The organism is Rummeliibacillus sp. JY-2-4R (genome assembly GCF_053847205.1).
Window position 1 is genome coordinate 3652107 of the sequence record NZ_CM132623.1, and the last position, 17933, is coordinate 3670039.

General features: G+C 36.1%; 15 protein-coding genes and 1 riboswitch. Of the genes, 5 read left to right on the forward strand and 10 right to left on the reverse strand.

Annotated features, from left to right (window positions below; translation table 11 throughout):
• Positions 1-14: 14 nt before the first annotated feature.
• The 4 genes from metH to ACWV26_RS17875 all read right to left on the reverse strand — a co-directional run bounded on the left by metH (position 15) and on the right by ACWV26_RS17875 (position 7748).
• Entirely contained in the window at positions 15-3449 is a 3435-nt protein-coding gene (gene metH, locus ACWV26_RS17860) for a methionine synthase (RefSeq protein ID WP_455896024.1), read from the reverse strand.
• Positions 3430-5289, reverse strand: a complete 1860-nt coding sequence (locus ACWV26_RS17865; RefSeq protein ID WP_455896025.1) for a bifunctional homocysteine S-methyltransferase/methylenetetrahydrofolate reductase — start codon at positions 5287-5289, stop codon at positions 3430-3432. The genes metH and ACWV26_RS17865 overlap by 20 nt, the downstream gene beginning before the upstream one ends.
• A gap of 96 nt (positions 5290-5385) precedes the next feature.
• A riboswitch (SAM riboswitch) is annotated at positions 5386-5489 on the reverse strand.
• Positions 5490-5656: 167 nt separating this feature from the next.
• A complete protein-coding gene (locus tag ACWV26_RS17870; protein WP_455896026.1) occupies positions 5657-6316 on the reverse strand; it encodes a class A sortase in 660 nt (219 codons plus the stop codon).
• 46 nt (positions 6317-6362) lie between these two features.
• The gene (locus tag ACWV26_RS17875; protein WP_455896027.1) at positions 6363-7748 is read right to left on the reverse strand and encodes a protoporphyrinogen oxidase; all 1386 of its coding nucleotides are present in this window, start codon (positions 7746-7748) and stop codon (positions 6363-6365) included.
• A gap of 243 nt (positions 7749-7991) precedes the next feature.
• Here ACWV26_RS17875 and ACWV26_RS17880 point away from each other — a divergent pair, with 243 nt between their 5' ends.
• Positions 7992-10016 (forward strand): Na+/H+ antiporter, encoded by a 2025-nt coding sequence (locus ACWV26_RS17880; protein ID WP_455896028.1) that lies wholly within the window; start codon positions 7992-7994, stop codon positions 10014-10016.
• Positions 10017-10067: 51 nt separating this feature from the next.
• On the opposite strand, the gene ACWV26_RS17885 is transcribed toward ACWV26_RS17880, so the two are convergent.
• The 3 genes from ACWV26_RS17885 to ACWV26_RS17895 all read right to left on the reverse strand — a co-directional run bounded on the left by ACWV26_RS17885 (position 10068) and on the right by ACWV26_RS17895 (position 13062).
• A complete protein-coding gene (locus ACWV26_RS17885) occupies positions 10068-12023 on the reverse strand; it encodes an acyltransferase family protein (RefSeq protein WP_455896029.1) in 1956 nt (651 codons plus the stop codon).
• A 586-nt stretch (positions 12024-12609) separates the two neighbouring features.
• Positions 12610-12816, reverse strand: a complete 207-nt coding sequence (locus ACWV26_RS17890; protein WP_455898295.1) for an excalibur calcium-binding domain-containing protein — start codon at positions 12814-12816, stop codon at positions 12610-12612.
• Positions 12817-12825: 9 nt separating this feature from the next.
• Positions 12826-13062 carry a thermonuclease family protein gene (locus ACWV26_RS17895; protein ID WP_455896030.1) on the reverse strand — a complete coding sequence of 79 codons (237 nt, stop codon included), beginning with the start codon at positions 13060-13062 and terminating at the stop codon, positions 12826-12828.
• Between the two features lie 593 nt (positions 13063-13655).
• Here ACWV26_RS17895 and ACWV26_RS17900 point away from each other — a divergent pair.
• On the forward strand, positions 13656-14594 hold the full coding sequence (locus tag ACWV26_RS17900) for a nucleoside hydrolase (RefSeq protein WP_455896031.1): 939 nt from the start codon (positions 13656-13658) through the stop codon (positions 14592-14594).
• A gap of 45 nt (positions 14595-14639) precedes the next feature.
• Here the strand turns inward: ACWV26_RS17900 and ACWV26_RS17905 are convergent, their stop codons facing one another.
• Complete coding sequence (locus ACWV26_RS17905; protein ID WP_455896032.1) at positions 14640-15803, reverse strand: endonuclease Q family protein; 1164 nt, start codon at positions 15801-15803, stop codon at positions 14640-14642.
• A gap of 70 nt (positions 15804-15873) precedes the next feature.
• On the reverse strand, positions 15874-16005 hold the full coding sequence (locus tag ACWV26_RS17910) for a uroporphyrinogen-III decarboxylase (protein WP_455896033.1): 132 nt from the start codon (positions 16003-16005) through the stop codon (positions 15874-15876).
• A 128-nt stretch (positions 16006-16133) separates the two neighbouring features.
• Here ACWV26_RS17910 and ACWV26_RS17915 point away from each other — a divergent pair, with 128 nt between their 5' ends.
• Genes ACWV26_RS17915 through ACWV26_RS17925 form a run of 3 tightly spaced genes read left to right on the forward strand, consistent with a single transcriptional unit; the run spans position 16134 to position 17231 of the window.
• Complete coding sequence (locus ACWV26_RS17915; RefSeq protein ID WP_455896034.1) at positions 16134-16352, forward strand: spore coat associated protein CotJA; 219 nt, start codon at positions 16134-16136, stop codon at positions 16350-16352.
• Between the two features lie 3 nt (positions 16353-16355).
• Entirely contained in the window at positions 16356-16619 is a 264-nt protein-coding gene (locus ACWV26_RS17920) for a spore coat protein CotJB (RefSeq protein ID WP_455896035.1), read from the forward strand.
• Positions 16620-16661: 42 nt separating this feature from the next.
• The gene (locus tag ACWV26_RS17925; protein WP_455896036.1) at positions 16662-17231 is read left to right on the forward strand and encodes a manganese catalase family protein; all 570 of its coding nucleotides are present in this window, start codon (positions 16662-16664) and stop codon (positions 17229-17231) included.
• Between the two features lie 62 nt (positions 17232-17293).
• On the opposite strand, the gene ACWV26_RS17930 is transcribed toward ACWV26_RS17925, so the two are convergent.
• Positions 17294-17794, reverse strand: a complete 501-nt coding sequence (locus ACWV26_RS17930; protein WP_455896037.1) for a pyridoxamine 5'-phosphate oxidase family protein — start codon at positions 17792-17794, stop codon at positions 17294-17296.
• Between the last annotated feature and the right edge of the window lie 139 nt (positions 17795-17933).

The following is a 17933-nucleotide window of genomic DNA, read 5'->3' on the forward strand; positions in this document are numbered from 1 at the left end:
TATTTCTTTAGCTACTATTCTACATTAAAATAACGTGCATCCGGATGTGCGAAGACAATTGCAGATACCGATGCTTCCGGCGACATCATGAATCCATCTGTCAATTGAACGCCGATATCTTCTGGCTTAATAAGCTTAAATAGCTTTTCTTGATCATCTAAATTTGGACATGCAGGGTAACCGAAGGAGAAGCGTTGTCCTTGGTATTTTGCTGCAAATCGATCACGCATCGTGAAATCTGTTGCGTCTGGGAAGCCCCAGAAATCACGCATTTCTTGGTGGATTCGTTCTGCAAATCCTTCTGCTAGCTCTAAAGCCGTTGCTTGCAGTGCATGACTTTCTAAGAATTTTCCTTGTTCTTTAAAGCGAGTAGCTGCTTCACGAACGCCATGACCTGCTGTTACTTGCATGAATCCTACATAATCCATTTCTCCACTGTCGACTGATTTTAAGAAATCTGCCAGGCATAAAAACGGTTCCTTATTTTGACGTGGGAATGTAAAACGTTCTATTACTGTTTTCGCATCACTTGGATCATAGATGATGACATCATCTCCATCTGATTGTGCTGGGAAGAATTGATACATAGCTGAAGGACTTAAAATATTTGCATTCAAGAATCCCGTAACTAATTCATAGAGCTGAACTGCTCGTTCATCGCCTTTTGCAAGCATCTCATCATTATATCCTTTTAACCCTAGATGATGACCAATCAACGTCCTCATATTGACATAAGGTTGAAGATGCGCAACAGAATAATCCTTCATCACGTGTCTATTTAAATCCTGTGGTACAAAGACAGGCACATCTGAGCGAACAGTTTTTACAGGTCTTGGTGCAACCGCTACTGCTGTTCTTTCACTTCTTCTAGCTTCTTGCGCTAATCGCTTTTCTTGAGACTCATGTAATTCATGTAAGAGATTTTCTTTATCCTCACTTTGCAGACGGTTGGCAAGTTCTAGTCCTTGCATTGCGTCCTTTGCATAAAACACAGGACCATCATATTCAGCAGCAATCTTCGTATCGGTGAATTTCCGAGATAAGGCGGCGCCGCCAACTAGGATCGGTGTATCAATTTGTGCTTCTTTAAAATCTTGTGCTGTGATCACCATTTGTTGTGCTGATTTTACCAATAAACCTGATAAACCAATGATATCTGGCTTTTCTTTTCGGATTGCTTCTATTAAGTCTTGCGGAGCCACTTTAATACCTAGGTCAATGACTTTGTAGCCATTATTACTTAAAATAATGTCAACAAGGTTTTTACCGATGTCATGAACATCCCCTTTTACGGTGGCTAGGACTACCTTTCCTTTCCCTGTATCATCTTCATTTTTCTCCATAAAATCTTCAAGGAAGGATACCGCGGCCTTCATAACACCTGCCGATTGCAAAACTTCTGCAACGATTAGTTGATTTTCATTGAAGAGCTTACCTACTGTAGCCATACCGGCCATCAAAGGACCATTAATAATATCAAGAGGTGTATCGTATAACCCTAATGCAGCTTGTAAATCTGGAATAAGCCCTTCCTTTGTACCCTCCAAAATATAATAAGACAAACGTTCTGGAACCGTTTTTGGAATATCAGCTTCTGTTTTTTCTTTCTTTTTATCACGATAAAAATCAGTAAAATCTGCTAATGTTTGATCGTTTGTTTCAAACAATAGATCATTCGCTAATTTAATTTCATTTTCCGGAATAGAAGCATAACGCTCAAGCTTTTCTGTATTGACAATGGCATAGTCGAGACCAGCTTGTGTACAGTTATATAGATATACAGCATTTAATACTTCGCGTCCTACTGGAGGTAAACCAAATGAAACGTTACTTACTCCTAAAATAGTCAAAGCTCTTGGTAAATTCTCTTTGATTAAACGAATTCCCTCGATTGTTTCGACAGCTGAACCGATATACTGTTCATCACCTGTTCCAACCGGGAATACTAGTGGGTCAAAAATGATATCTTCTGGTGCAAGTCCCCATTTATCTACAAGTAAATCATAAGAGCGTTTCGCAATTTCTAACTTACGATTTCGATCTACTGCCATCCCTTTCTCGTCAATTGTTCCGACAACAACAGATGCACCATATTTTTTTACAATTGGTAGAACCGCTTCAAAACGATCTTCACCATCTTCAAGGTTAATCGAGTTGATAATTGCTTTACCTTGTGAATATTTCAAAGCTTCCTCAATTACTTTGTCATCAGTTGAGTCAATGACAAGAGGTACTTTCACCTTTTTTACTACCTCTTGCATAAAGCTTCTCATATCCTGTAACTCATCGCGGTCAGGGTTCGCTAAACAAATATCAATTACATGGGCTCCGTTTTTCACTTGAGCACGAGCAATTTCTGCAGCTTCTTCATACTTTTCTTCAACTATAAGGCGTTTAAATTTACGTGAACCAATAACATTCGTTCGTTCTCCTACAAACAAAGGACGCATTGAATCGTCGTAAATTAAAGAATCAATTCCAGAAACAACATGGCCATGCTCCTGACTTGGTTTTTTACGTGGTTTGCGGTTCTTTACTACTTCTCGTATTGCACGGATATGAGCAGGAGTGGTACCACAACATCCACCTACAAAATTCAACCATCCTTTATCAGCAAAACCTGCTAGTTTTTTGGATAAGGATTCAGGTGTTTCATGATAATGACCCTCTTCATCAGGTAAACCTGCATTTGGATAACAACTAATATAACTTGTTGCAATTTCAGATAGTGTACGTAGATGGTCTGTCATAAATTCCGGTCCTGTTGCACAGTTTAAGCCAACAGAAAGTGGTTTAATATGTTCAATCGAAATATAGAACGCTTCGATTCCTTGACCAGCAAGCGTCGTTCCCATTGGTTCAATGGTTCCCGAAATCATTACTGGGATTGTGATATGTAATTCATCGAATGCTTGTTTAATGCCAAGTGTTCCCGCTTTGACATTAAGCATATCTTGACTTGTTTCCAACAATAATACATCGGCTCCGCCTTCAATTAAGCCTTTTGCCTGTACATAAAAGTCATGTTTCAATTCATCAAAAGTAATGCCACCTGTAACAGATAACGTCTTAGTAGTTGGCCCCATTGCACCAGCTACAAAACGAGGCCATTCTTTAGTTGAGTATTCACTTGCAACCTTTTTTGCTATTTCTACTGCCTTTTTGTTGATCTCTTCTGCACGAGATCCAAGATTATATTCATTTAAAACAACAGGTGTGCCACCGAAAGTATTTGTACTGATTACATCTGAACCTGCTTCAAGATAAGCACGGTGAATCGATTCTACAACATCTGGACGTGTAATGTTTAAATATTCATTACACCCTTCAAACGCTTCACCGCCAAAATCATCAGCTGTCAAATTTGCATTTTGTAACATTGTCCCCATAGCACCGTCTAGCACTAATATATGATTTTCTAACCGTTCCTCAATAGGATGCTTTGACATAGTTGCTTTCTTCCTCTCTTCTGTGATCTAATTCATGAATATAATTCATTAATTCAATTGACATCTCATATCGCATGAATGGTGTGATTAAATAAATACCATTGAACAATTCAGCTGCTGTATCGATTAATTCTTTCGCAATTGCAATTCCTTCTGCTTGAGCAGCTTCTTTGTCTTCTCCAGTTGCTCTCATCCGTTCTAATACACCTTCTGAAAGCTTAATTCCTGGTACCTCATGATGTAAAAACTCTGAATTTCGTATGCTAGTCAGTGGCATAATACCAATGAAGATTGGTGTATCTAAATGCTTTGTTGCTTCATAGACTTCAATAATTTTTTCCTTACTATAAACAGGCTGCGTGATAAAATAATCTGCCCCTGCTTCTATTTTCTTTTCTAAACGACCTACAGCACGTTCTACTACCCGGACATTTGGATTAAACGCTGAGGCTACCGAGAAATTTGCCTTTTTTCGCAATGGCTTACCTGAAAAGGATATTCCCTCGTTTAAATTTTTGATTAGCTGTAGAAGTTCAAGACTAGAAACATCATACACACTAGATGCACCTGGGAAATCCCCTACTTTTGTCGGATCTCCAGTGATTGCTAAAATATCATGAATACCTAGAGCGTTTAAACCCATTAAATGTGATTGTAAACCGATTAAGTTTCGATCACGACAAGTAATGTGAGCCAGCGGACGTACATCGTGATTTAATTTTAAGATAGAGCCCATTGCCATATTACTGATACGAGGTGAAGCAAGAGAATTATCTGCCATTGTTACCGCATCAGCTCCAGCCTCATATAAAGCTTTTGAACCTTCTATAAATTTGTCAACATCCAAATGTCTTGGTGTATCTAATTCAACAATTATAGAACGTTCTCTTTTAACTTTTTCATGTAAAGGTTCATAGCTACTTTTTGCAGCTTCCTTTATCTTAATAGCTTCTTTTTTATGGACCACTTTATGTTGGATTGGTGGTAAATCTGCAAGACGTTTTTTTACAGCCTCAATATGCTTAGGAGTTGTTCCACAGCATCCCCCAATTAGTCGTACCCCTTGATCACGTAATAATATTGCAGAACGACCAAAGTAATCTGATTCGGATTCATATACGACTTTGCCATCCTCAACATCTAGTAAACTTGCATTAGGATAGGCAGAGAGAAATGCACTTGATGGGAGTTCAACATCTTCGAACGCTTGAATTGTATGATGAGGACCTAGGCGACAATTGACACCCACAATATCTGCACCAATTGCTTCTAACTGATGTAGCGCATCATTTAAGGTTAATCCATTTTGCAAAATGCCCGGTTCATGCATAGATACTTGTGAGATAATCGGAATATTCGTTATTTTACGTAAGTGTTTCACCGCAGCCGTAAGCTCTTCAAAATCATAATACGTTTCTAGTAAAAGACCGTCTGGATCCCCTGCTAGTAAATATCCTGCTTGTTCATCTAATGATTGAATGATTTCATCTAATGTCGCATCACTTTTACGCACACCGCGAATGCCGCCAATTGTACCTAATACAAACTGCCCCTGTTTTGAAGCAACTTTTTTAGCAATTTGAATAGCACTTTCATTTAATACTCTTACTGAGTTTTCCAATCCATATCGTTCAAGTTTGATTGCATTCGCTGTATAAGTATTAGTTTGAATGATATCTGCTCCAGCATCGATATATTGTTGATGTATATTTTCAATGATTTCTGGCTTTTTTATATTTAGTTCCTCATAACAGTAGTCAATTCCATATGAATATAATAACGTTCCCATTGCTCCATCAGCTGTTAATACTTGCGATTGAAGTTTCTCTAAAAGTCCCATATAAACACCCTTTCTATTCTGGTTGGCAACTTTTTTAAATATAAAAAACCTTCTTACATCAAAATAAGAAGGTTGTGTTTTCTAGTGTTTTGCTCCTTCTTATCTACAGGATTACTCCACTGGAATTAGCACCTGACCAATTCTTTCGGCTGGTTGCTGAAGCTTCTTCGGGCCAGTCCCTCGGCTTCTCTTGATAAGAATTACTATTTAATTTTTTAGAATAATTAAAAGAATCATACTCCTTTCTTTCATTTGCGTCAAGACAATTCGAAAAAATGACATATATTACTTATTTTAAAAATAAAAAACCTGCCTTTCTAGAATAGAAAAGCAGATTCCATCAATTGAACAATTTGATTATATTTTGTTAGCTTATCTTAAAAAAAGATGAATTATCTGAGTATGCAAATGTCTTAAGAAGTGCGCCACGAATAATCACTCGTTTTGATCCATCATTATTACAAGTAACGAGTGTTATAAGTTTTTGGTTGGCCTTGTCATCAATTACTTCTACTTGAGTTGGTTCTACAATGAAAATATCAGATATCTTATATTCATAAACGTTTTTGAAATCCGTTATATAAACGTTCATGCCCTTTTTTGCTTCTGCTAAAGGACTGAATAGTGTTTTGTTATCATTCATATTATGAGCAGCTAAAGCGTAGTTACCTTTGCCCATGATTTGATCTCTTTTCATTGTTCCCGCTCCGATTGTTAAATTAACATTCGAAATACCATAAACAATTGGTAACTGCATTTGAACATCAGGTACACTAATGGCGCCGATTGGTTTTACGTTTTTCTTTTCTGTCTGTGCAGCTAGTACATCTCGTAATTGTACATTTTTCACTTTTGTAAAATCAAAAGTTGAATCAGGAGAAACTGTTGGCTGTTCAACTTTTGGATTTTGAATAGCCTCTTTTGACATATTGGCGACAAGGTAGGTCATGATTGGTTTTTGAAGAGATAATATCAGTCCAATTAAGAGAAATAGTATACCAAATATGAGTACTAATTTTCTTATCATATAAATGATTTATCCCCTTTCTCGCCCTCTTGTTTTTGCAATTTCATCATAATAGATTGGCAATTTTTTTAGCTGTATCTTGCCCATTTTGAATACAGTTCCCAATCCCTACACCATAATAGGAACAACCTGCTAAAATGACATTAGGATACTTTTCTTCTAATTGATTGTTTAAAGAATCTACGATTGCTGCATGCCCCATACCATAAACCGGCATTAAATCATTCCATTTTGTGACATTAACTGCAGCTGGCTCGCCCTCTATTTTTAGTGATTTCTTAATATCTTCTAATGCAATAGCTGTTAATTCTTCTTCGTTTTTATTTAGTAATTCCTTAAAAATCGGATTTGTACTTTTATAGAACATACGAACAAGTAAATTTCCTGATTTAGATGTATGTTTCCATTTACGGCTTGTCCACGTGCAGGCATTACAATTTACATCACTATTTTTAGATACAATAAAACCTGTACCGTCAGCTGGTAATTGCTTATCAGGGATATTAAAACCAACATAAACTGTGATAATTGAAGCGTTTTTAATAGCATCCAATTGTTGAGTTATTTCTTGGTCATTTAAAATTTTACTGGTTACAGCATGTGGTGTAGATAGTACTACAACATCACAAGTAATATCATCTTGTCCTTCAAATGAGCAAATGTATTGATGATTTTGCTTTACAATATTGGTTGTAATAACACCCTTTATAATTTTTACATCGGTTAATGTTTCTTCTAAACGATCAATTAATTGGGATAGGCCATTTTCAAAAGAAATAAATTTTTTGTCAGCTGAGTTTTGGAATTGCGCTAAGTTTGCACCGAAGCCTTTAATAATACTGCCATATTGCTCTTTATAATCAAGTAAATATGGTAATGTAGATGCCATTGTTAATTTATATAAGTCTCCTGAGTAAACACCAGAAAGTACAGGGGCAATTTGTTTTTCGACTAATTCCTTTCCAAAGAAATATTCCAGAAAATCTCCTATTGAACTCTCCTTTGTGAAGCGGTCATTCGGTAGGTCTAAGTCTTTTAATGCTCGTTGTTTTCCTTCCATTGAAACAAGTGTACTACTATTCAATGATTCGATTGTTGTCGGAATACCAAAAACACTATCTGTTGGTATAGCATGCAGGGTATTATTCGTATATATATAAGAGATACCTGTCCCGTTATAAACTAAATCTTCTCCAATTCCTAACTCTTCAACAAGTGGCATTACACTCTTATGTCTTGCTACTATAGAATCTGCGCCTGTTTCCATGATGAAGCCATTATCATATACCGAGTGGATTTTCCCACCTAGAAACTCATTTTTTTCGACAAGTATAAGTTGGATATCTATGTTTTTTTCTCTTTTTAGTTTTTGTAAATAGTGCATGGTGCAAAGACCTGTAATGCCTCCACCAACTACAACAACTGTTTTCAAGTTGCTCATCTCCTTCATCATCACAAACAATTTAGGCTTTTGTCTTATTTAGTATAAACTTCTAGCGGAATAGATGTCATGATTTTGGTCACATCGCTCATAATAATTCAACTATATTGTTAAATCTAGTAACAACTTCGTCAATTTTTCTAAGTTTGGGGTATATTATTTGTAGAAAAAATTTCGATATCTTATTATTTTTTAGAAGGAAGGTTCCATTTTAATTGATGTGAGGATGATGTTATGGATTTATTGATGATTGTATTATTGTTAATCGGATGTTTACTACTATCTAATATTATAAGCCACTACATACCTTCTATTCCAACAGCTCTTATTCAAATTGCTTTAGGAATAATTATTGCACTTTCATTTAAGGACGTTACTTTAGAATTAGAAACAGGATGGTTTTTATTATTATTTGTAGCGCCACTTTTATATAATGATGGTCGCAATTTTCCTCGAGACGAACTGTGGAATATGCGTATGCCCATTTTAGGAAACGCCATTTTTTTAGTATTGATTACTACATTAGCTGGTGGTTATTTTATCCATTGGTTAATCCCTTCAATTCCAATAGCTGCTGCGTTTGCACTAGCTGCTATTCTTTCTCCAACTGATCCCGTCGCAGTAAATGGTATTGCAACACGTATTCAAATACCTGAGAAAATTTTAAATGTCGTTCGAGGAGAATCGTTAATCAATGACGCATCTGGTCTTGTGGCATTTAAATATGCCGTAGCTGCAGTAGTTACTGGTTACTTCTCGATTAAAGAGGCATTTCTTGATTTCTCTTATACCTTTATCGTAGGTGCTATTTCAGGTTTAATCGTTGGAACCATAATAACTCAAATTCGATTTTCTTTAAGAAGAGCAGGAATCCGTGATGTTATATTCCATACGCTCTTACACTTATTAACCCCTTTTATCGTCTACTTAGTAGCAGAAGATCTATTCCATGCTTCAGGGGTAATCGCTGTTGTTGTTGCTGGAATTGCACAAGCCTTAGTCAAAGATAAAACAGAGACAGTATTAGCAGAGGAACAATTACTCACTGAAAATACCTGGTCCATCGTTTTATTCATCTTAAATGGCATTGTCTTTTTATTGCTTGGGCTAAATATCCCATCCACAATGAAAGAATCCATAAAAAACACTAGTATTAATAACTGGAAGCTTATGGCCTATGCTATTGCAATTGGTGTTGTGATATTAGGTATACGATTTGTTTGGTCTTACTTCACTGCCATTTATGAATACAAAAAAGGTCGTGATGAAAAACCTTCTTTAAAAACAAGTTTACTTAGTAGCTTAACAGGTGTACGGGGTGCCGTAACAATGGCTGGTGTTTTGTCACTTCCTCTTATTACAGACCATGGTGAAGTATTCCCTGAACGATCCCTGATTCTATTTTTGGCTTCTGCAATTATTTTATTTACATTAATTGTTGCAACTATTTTCCTTCCTTTACTAATTGAAACAAATGAAAAGGGAACAGAATCCGATGAACAGTTAAATTTTAATAATGCGAAAAAGAAAATTTTATTAGCTTCGATTAAGCAAATTCACCGGGAGATGAATGATGATAATAGATTTGTAGCATATCAACTGATTGGAGAATATCAACAAATGTTCCGTCAAGTCCAGCTAGAAAGTCATGCTGTAAAAACATTTGAACCTGGCCATCAAAGTGAAGTGACAACAATCCGGTTAAAGGCACTGGCGATTGAAGAGCAATATGTAAAAGAACTGCATGATGGGAGCCATTTGGATGAAGATATGTATATTGGGTTGACCACTACATTTATGGAAAGAAAACGTGTTATTCAGAATAATATGCGAAAAGGTTTTGCTTATATTTTCTATAAGATTTTACATGAGTGGAAAATCAAACGTAAAAAATACCATCTCGATAAGGAGCAATTCATCTCCTATATTCGTATGAAACAAGAAATTCGAAAGAATGCATATAAACAAGCTCTAACCTATTTAAGGGAGCAAGGACAATTATCTTCTACTCCCGATATCTACTATATAGTTGCATTTGAATACGAAAGAGCTCTTGAGCAAATGAGAACGCCCATCACAGTAAGTACAAACAAACAAGAGGAATTAAAGGATGAATTACGCTCAGTTATAACAGAAACTGAACGTGCAGAAATTCATCGAATGTATGAAGCTGGTGAGATTAATCGTGAACAAGAACGAGATTTACGAAGGTTTGTCAACTATATTGAAAGTGTCAACTTATATGAACATGTAGAATAAAAATAAAAGGTGCTATAAAGTCTTCTCATCATTGACTTTATAGCACCTTTATTATTTCTCACCTTTAGCAATTTTACTGCTAATTAACGCTGTGTAATACTCTCCACCAGCTTGATTTGGATGAATATGATCATCATAGAACAAGTCATACTGTCCTTCTGTCACAGTATACCAATCAATAAGTTTTACATTTGGATGTTGTTTTACAGCATTTTTTATTTTACGGTTAACATTTTCTTGCCAATTTCTAGGAACGCGCGTATTTACCAAATAAATATGACGTTCATTGCCTATTGTCTTTAATAACTCATTTAGTTGCGACTGACTAAAGTCTCCATTAGATCCTAACCCTAATACAACCACTTTACCTAATTTGCCTTCACTTTTTAACTTTTCCACAATAGTTGGTGTCTCATATACTTGACGCCCAACTTTTGCATCAACAATAATTTGAGGTATTTGTTTTTTTAAAGCTGTAGCTGCACTCAACATTACGGAATCACCAATTGCGGTTACGCTAATAGAAGCGGGTACTTCCATTGGTTTAATATCAATTTGCTTTGTTTTTAATTGAGCCGCTTGAGCTGCTACTTTCTCCTCTTTATCGTTAGTTACATTATTCGAGTTATTTTTCGTATTTGATGACTCATTTTCTTTTTCAACCTTATTAGAACTTGCAGTTATCTTTTTCTCTTCGTTCTGTGGGTTAGATGTCTTCGCTTCATTTAGTTTTTTCTGCTCGTCTTTTAAATGTTGTTCCAACGCTAGGCTACCTGTATCGCTTTGTGGTGGTGGAATAATCATTCCCATGACAAATATGATGATTATACACCCAACTAAGCTAGATCCAATTCGATAAGGAAGCGCCCATTCTTTCCAGTTCCAAGACCACTCATGTGTTTTAAATTTATAAAACCATATTTTCCATTGACCTTGACGAACGGGCACTTCGATAAATCGCCAAGAAAGTTCTGCAAATAGAAGCGTTAACACAATGATAAGAGCCGTCTTCCAAAATGGTACTTCTACACCTTCAATTCCCGCTCCCATCAATACGACAAATGGAAAATGCCAAATATAAATCCCATATGAACGTACACCAATCCATAATAACGGTTTTAAGCTAAATGCATCACCTACTCTACTCGCAGGATGCACAATTGTCGCAATTAATATCGCTGTCACAATTGATGCGAGAAACATTCCCCCATAATATAAAAACGGTCCCTCTTCATGCATGAATATAAACATGACAAGAAGAATAACGAAACTAACAGCACCAGCACCATTTAATAATTGCTTTGCACCGTCTGTTATATTGGCTTTCAGTTTTCTGCTAGGCCAAACACACGCCAAAGCTGCTCCGATTAAAATAGAAAATGCACGTGTATCTGTTCCATAGTAAATACGACTAGGGTCTTCACCCGGTGTATACATGACTGCCATCATGATAGCTGATATAAGTGCTACACCTAAAATCCCTAAGGCAAATTTTTCTTTTTGGCGAACAAATCGGAAAGAAATGAGTATGACAACTGGCCATATGATATAAAATTGCTCTTCTACCGCTAGGGACCACATATGTTGCAGTGGTGATGGAGCTTGAAACTTCGTAAAATACGAATGATCTGCAGCGATGTAGAACCAGTTACTAATATAAACAGCAGCTGCTACTATTTCTGATCGAATTCCAACTAAAAAAGAGCGTTGGAAAAGAATAATCCAAAATCCTACTAAAACTAACATAATGAATAGAGCTGGGATCAATCTTCTAATTCTTTTAATCCAAAAGATTTTCAGACCAATGGTGCCACTCTTTTCCCATTCATGTATTAATAAATCTGTAATTAAATAACCTGACAATACAAAGAAAACGCTAACACCTAGATGCCCACCTACAATGCCTTTTACATGTAGATGGTATAAAATAACCGCTAATACCGATAACGCTCTTAGTCCGTCCAAACCACTTATGTATCTATGACCTTTTCTTACCGGTTCCGGCATGAAAGTACCTCCTACTTACAAATCAACCCTTTAAATTTCATATTATTGAACTACAAGGAAATAGACTTTTCATTCTACAAAAACACAATAAACTGACTAAATCTAGTAGAAAATGGTATAAATTAAGATATTTTTCGAGCCTATTCTACTAACATTGTATATCCACATACCCTTTTTTTCAAAAAATATAGGTTAATTTGACAAGGTTCGCCAAATAACCCATGTATACTATTTTGCAATAATACAGTAGTAATCTCAATGTATCTAAAGTTATATATATCTATTACTCGCATGTATATTTTCCCACTTACTTTTTTCACTTAATAAACATTCATAACTAAAAAAAGAGACCAATCATTCGATTGATCTCAAGGCTAACAAGACGCTGCTCCCTCAGGCTATCTTCCTTAAACGAGCCGCCTCCGCTTGTCGGGTCTAAACGGGCGCGTTACGCTTTTATCTTTATCCAGCTCCGGCGGCTAGACCCTCGAGTCATTTCAGTCCCTCGGTCGAAAGCAAAAGACGCTTTCGATTCGGGCCTTCCAATGATTTTCGGGTCTGAACTAGCCGCCTCCACTTTTATTTATTATCTTTCACATGCGTATCCGTCTTTGTCCCTGTCCATTTTCGCTTGGTATGCAGGAGGAGATTTAGATACGCCATTTGGATAGTACTTTCTTAATTCTGTACAATTTTTAAAATTTGTTTTCTTTGTAGTGGTTTTATGAGTAGTTACTTTTTTACTGCTCCACAGGCCTACTTTGCTCTTTTTCGCTTTTTCTTGTAGAGCTATTAGTTTGCTTTAACAGGAATATGTTCCATAATCATAGGACTTTTCTACATAGCCTTTTTTCACTAAAGATTCTTGTAGTAATTTCCCATCAACAAAAACCCATACAAGTGTACGACCGTATTTATCTTTTTTAGGACCATCATATTGCGACTGGATTTTCTTTGCATTTTTTAATTTACTGCATGTGTATTTAGAAGCAGTTTTCCCATACGGTTCAATTTTATAGGTTGATTCTGGTGTATCCACATATAGGAATCGTGAATATCCTGCCTTTTTAAAATAAGCTGTATCACCATCAACACATTTTGTTAGTATCTGTAAATTTATTTCCAGCTTTCGCATCGGCAGTTGTTGGAATTGTAAAACTTACGACGATCATAGAAACCATCATCAACATGCTCAAAACCATTGCTACTTTTTTAAATTATCCACCTCGAATTACTTTTAAAGAAAAAATTTCTTTATAAATTAAGGTACCATAATTTCTTTGAAAAAATATGCAACACTAGTCTTGTCCTCCTACTTTTTATTGGATATAAATATTTTATATAGCAATAAAAAAACAGCAAGCACCATTACAAAAATAAAAATAAATTTGTACATTAGTAAAGTAATTATCAAACGTATGATAGATGCTCCAAATTTTAAAAAAATGAATATGCAAAGGAGAATTATTAGACGCTTAGTTATTTTATTCATATGGCAAAAACCTCCCATAAAAGTGCTTATTATATTAAGTCATTTTTCAATTATAAAAAGATAGATTTAAAATGGAAAATACTATTGGTTTTTGGTAGCATTAAGTTGTAACAAAATAAATGACAGGTGAGGTGATTGATATGTCTAAGAAAGTGTATTTGAACCATGATGGTGGAGTAGATGACTTAATATCACTGTTTTTATTATTGCAAATGGAAGAAATTGATTTAGTAGGCGTTGGTGTAATTCCAGCTGATTGTTATTTAGAGCCTGCACTATTTGCAAGTGAAAAGATTATCAATCGTTTCGGTCATGGGATTACGGTTGAAGTGGCACCATCCAATTCAAAGGGAAAAAATCCATTCCCGAAAGAGTGGCGAATGCATGCCTTCTATGTTGATGCATTGCCAGTATTAAATGAATTTGATATCACTAAGCCGATGATAGTTGAAAGACCAGCTCATCTTCATTTAGTAGATGTATTAAGGGAAAGTACGGAAAAAGTAACTCTCCTATTTACTGGCCCATTAACGGATTTAGCTAGAGCATTGGACTTTGCTCCTGATATTGAGGAGAAAATTGACAAGCTTATTTGGATGGGCGGAACATTTTTAGATAAAGGAAATGTAGAAGAACCAGAACATGACGGTACAGCGGAGTGGAATGCCTTTTGGGATCCAGAGGCCGTTGCACGTGTGTGGGGATCTTCTATCGAAATTGATCTGGTAGCACTTGAAAGCACTAATAAGGTTCCATTAACTACAGATATCAGATCATACTGGGCAAGAAATCGACAAGATATGGGCATTGAGTTTTTGGGTCAATGTTATGCAATGGTTCCCCCATTGTTACATTTCCAAACAAATTCAACTTATTTTCTATGGGATGTATTAACAACTATGTCTGTCTTTGACCCTGAGTTAGTAAAACGAAAAACAATCAAGAGTATCGTTCATACAAACGGGCCGAGCCAAGGAAAGACTGAAACTTCAGATTCGGGGAGACCTGTTCATCTAATATATGATGTTGATCGAGAAGCTTTCTTTGAAAATATAACTGATCTTGCAAGACAAGAATAACGATTTAAAAAGGGGATTCCTAAAAAAACAGGAATCCCCTTTTCCTTATTCTTGTTTAATTTTCCCGTATGCACCGCCACCACCGCTAGATAGTGTGAGTTTGCCATTTCTTCCTTTATCAATTAATGCAGCTATTTTTTCTGGTACAACTTTTTCTAAATCTTCTACATTCACTTCATGTAATATGGCCATTTCTGTCCCAAGACTTAGTAGTAATTTTTCCATTGTTTTCTTTCCAATTCCCGGTATGAAATCTAATGGAACTTGATGAATATATGGTGGACGTTTACGTAGCACTTGATCTGTATCCGTTAATTCTTCAATTCGTTTTGCGACACCCTTTACGAGATGCTTTCCACCGCAATTTGGACAAGGAATTTCCGTTGTTTGAAATCCACAATTAGCACAAGCAGTTTCGTGATACTTTCCTAACAGAGGATTAAGACCGTAATTTGCTACAATTGCTCGTCCATCCTCCTCTCTTAAGGCTTTGCCAAGTTCCTCAAAAGAAGGGTTGAGCATTCGAATTTTTTGATATTCACGTGCCATTTTACCAAGCGAGTGTGCATCTGAATTAGTGACAAATGTATACTTCGCTAATTCACTAATCCCCTTTACCATATCTGCATCAGAGCTAAGTCCAAGTTCAATGGCATCGATTTGATCCATATCAAATACTTCTGCAAGGCTCTTTTTCACACCTTTACCATAGGCACTTTTGAAAGGTGTGAATACATGAGCGGGTATAAATAAGCCACCTAGGGAATGAACCTTATGTTGCAACGTTACCGCATCACATGCAATTCTCTGTGTACTCAATTGAATATTCGTCACATATTGCTGCATCCAGGTAGAAAATTCTTTCATCTTCTGCCATGTACTAAAAAAAGCAAGCACATGCAAAGGCCCCAAACAATGCTCGTCATTCACTTCTATTTCTACTCCTGGTATAAGTGTTGTATCTTGATAGCGTAGTCCTCCTCCTTCTTGCTCTACTAACTTATTATCCTTTATCAGATTTTCCATTTCATCTAGTACTTCAGGAGAATGGCAATCAATGATTCCTACAATATCTAAGCCCTTCTTCATTGTTGCTGTGTGTAAAATATTTTCGAGTGTTAACGTTTTGCTACCTGTTATTTTCACAGGTTTCCCTTTCCATGTTCGGCCAATATGAATATGTAGATCAACATAAAATTCTTTTAACACAAAATCACGCACCTCTCGGGAATGAAACAAGACTGTCCTTTTTGGACAGTCTTGAAGATGGATGGTTTTCCTATGATTGAGGATGACTTCCGCTATTTCCTTTCGTATCATAAGCAACCAAAGTATATCCAAATTTTTCTTCAAGTTTTTTTAACTCTTTTAGTTTTTCTTCATTAAGTGTTGCATATTTGGTATCGTTCATCAAATCATCCTCTCTGCATTTCCTCTTATTTTATCCACGGTTAGTCGAATTATGTAAAAAAACGCATGAAAGAATGATTTTACTCATATACATTGGATGATAGAAATATCAATAAGAAGGAGGTTTTTATGTTTACTCAATTTAAGTATTGGGAGCCTTATATTAGTCCATTTGATCCTTGTAAACCTATACGGGTGAAAAGTTTTTCAACACCACCACAACTTTATATACCATTCCAACCACCAGGATTACCACAATACCCAACTGCACAACAGGCACTTCATTGCGGAACACTTTGGCCAGACCTTTTTAGCCCTTATCCGAATCCACAAAAAAAGGGGAAATAAGAGATGACTAATAAAATGCCTCCTGAGTTTTATACAATGCTAGAAGAAATTCAAGCGAATGATTTTGTCATCGTTGAATTGAATCTCTATTTAAATACTCACCCGAATGACTATGCAGCAATACAACAATTTAACGAAGCCTCGCTGAAAAGTATGGAAATGAAAATTGAATTTGAAAAATGCTTTGGGCCTCTTATGCATTTTGGCAAAAGTTTTTCAAATTATCCGTGGGACTGGGGAAATACGCCTTGGCCGTGGCAAGTCTAAATCTGAATTTTTATGTGAATGAGTGATGGGAGGAAACTTTGAATGTGGTATTACGAAAAGAAGCTACAATATCCCGTAAGGGTTAGGGAGTGTAATCCTCGATTAGCCAAATTTTTGGTAGAACAATATGGCGGGGCTGATGGCGAATTAGCAGCTGCCCTTAGATACTTAAATCAGCGTTATACAATACCAGATAAGGTAATCGGTCTTTTAAACGATATTGGAACAGAAGAGTTTGCCCATCTTGAAATGATTGCTACAATGATCTATAAACTGACTAAGGATGCTACTCCAGAGCAATTAAAAGCTGCTGGTCTTGGCGATCATTATGTAGGCCATGATGGCGCACTTTTCTATAACAATGCTTCAGGGGTTCCGTTTACAACGCAATACATTCAGGCAAAAGGTGACCCTATTGCAGACTTATACGAAGACATTGCAGCAGAAGAAAAAGCACGTGCTACTTATCAGTGGATTATTGATATGTCTGATGATCCTGATATAAACGATGGGTTGAAATATCTTCGTGAAAGAGAGGTAATCCATTCACTCCGTTTTAGAGAGGCTGTAGAAATCTTGAAAGAAGAGAAAGATAGAAAGAAATTCTTTTAATCTAAAAAAACAATAAAGGGCGTCAGTTACCGATTCTATTATCATGTAACCAACGCCTTTTTTTAATGCACTAGACCTTCATTTAATTTTCCAGTCATTTTATCAACTTCTACTTCAAACAACTCGATTTTAGGTAGGATTGGATATCCTTGTCTTTCAAATGTCCACTCAGGGTTACCATACTTTTCTAGCAAATGATCAAAGAACCAAGCTTTTTTCTCATCCTCTTCTATGCGACTGATATTCCCGAATAAGACAACACTTGTATAGACAAGAGCAGATTGGCAAGCATACTTTTTGCCAGGATGTAAATCTCCCATTTCACTTACCTCGATACAGATTTTAGGGTTCTTCTTAATATTCTCAAAGAAATGACTTTCACGTATATTCCCAATATGTAGGTATACTTTATCATCTTCATAAATGTATACGAGTGGAATCACGTAAGGAAACCCATCCTCGTCAACTGTTGCTACATGCGCTACTTTCGCCATCTTCAAAAAGTGCTTCGCTTCATCTTCTGTAATTTCTACCCTTTTGTTTTGAACATTACCTCTCATCATTTTCCCCACTCCTTTTGCAAAATATGTAAGCTACATTAATTTACCCAATCATAACATATATTTAAAATACATCATATAATTTATTTTATTTTTCAGAATAATGAAGGGAGAATGAATTAGCAATGAAATGGAAATAGAT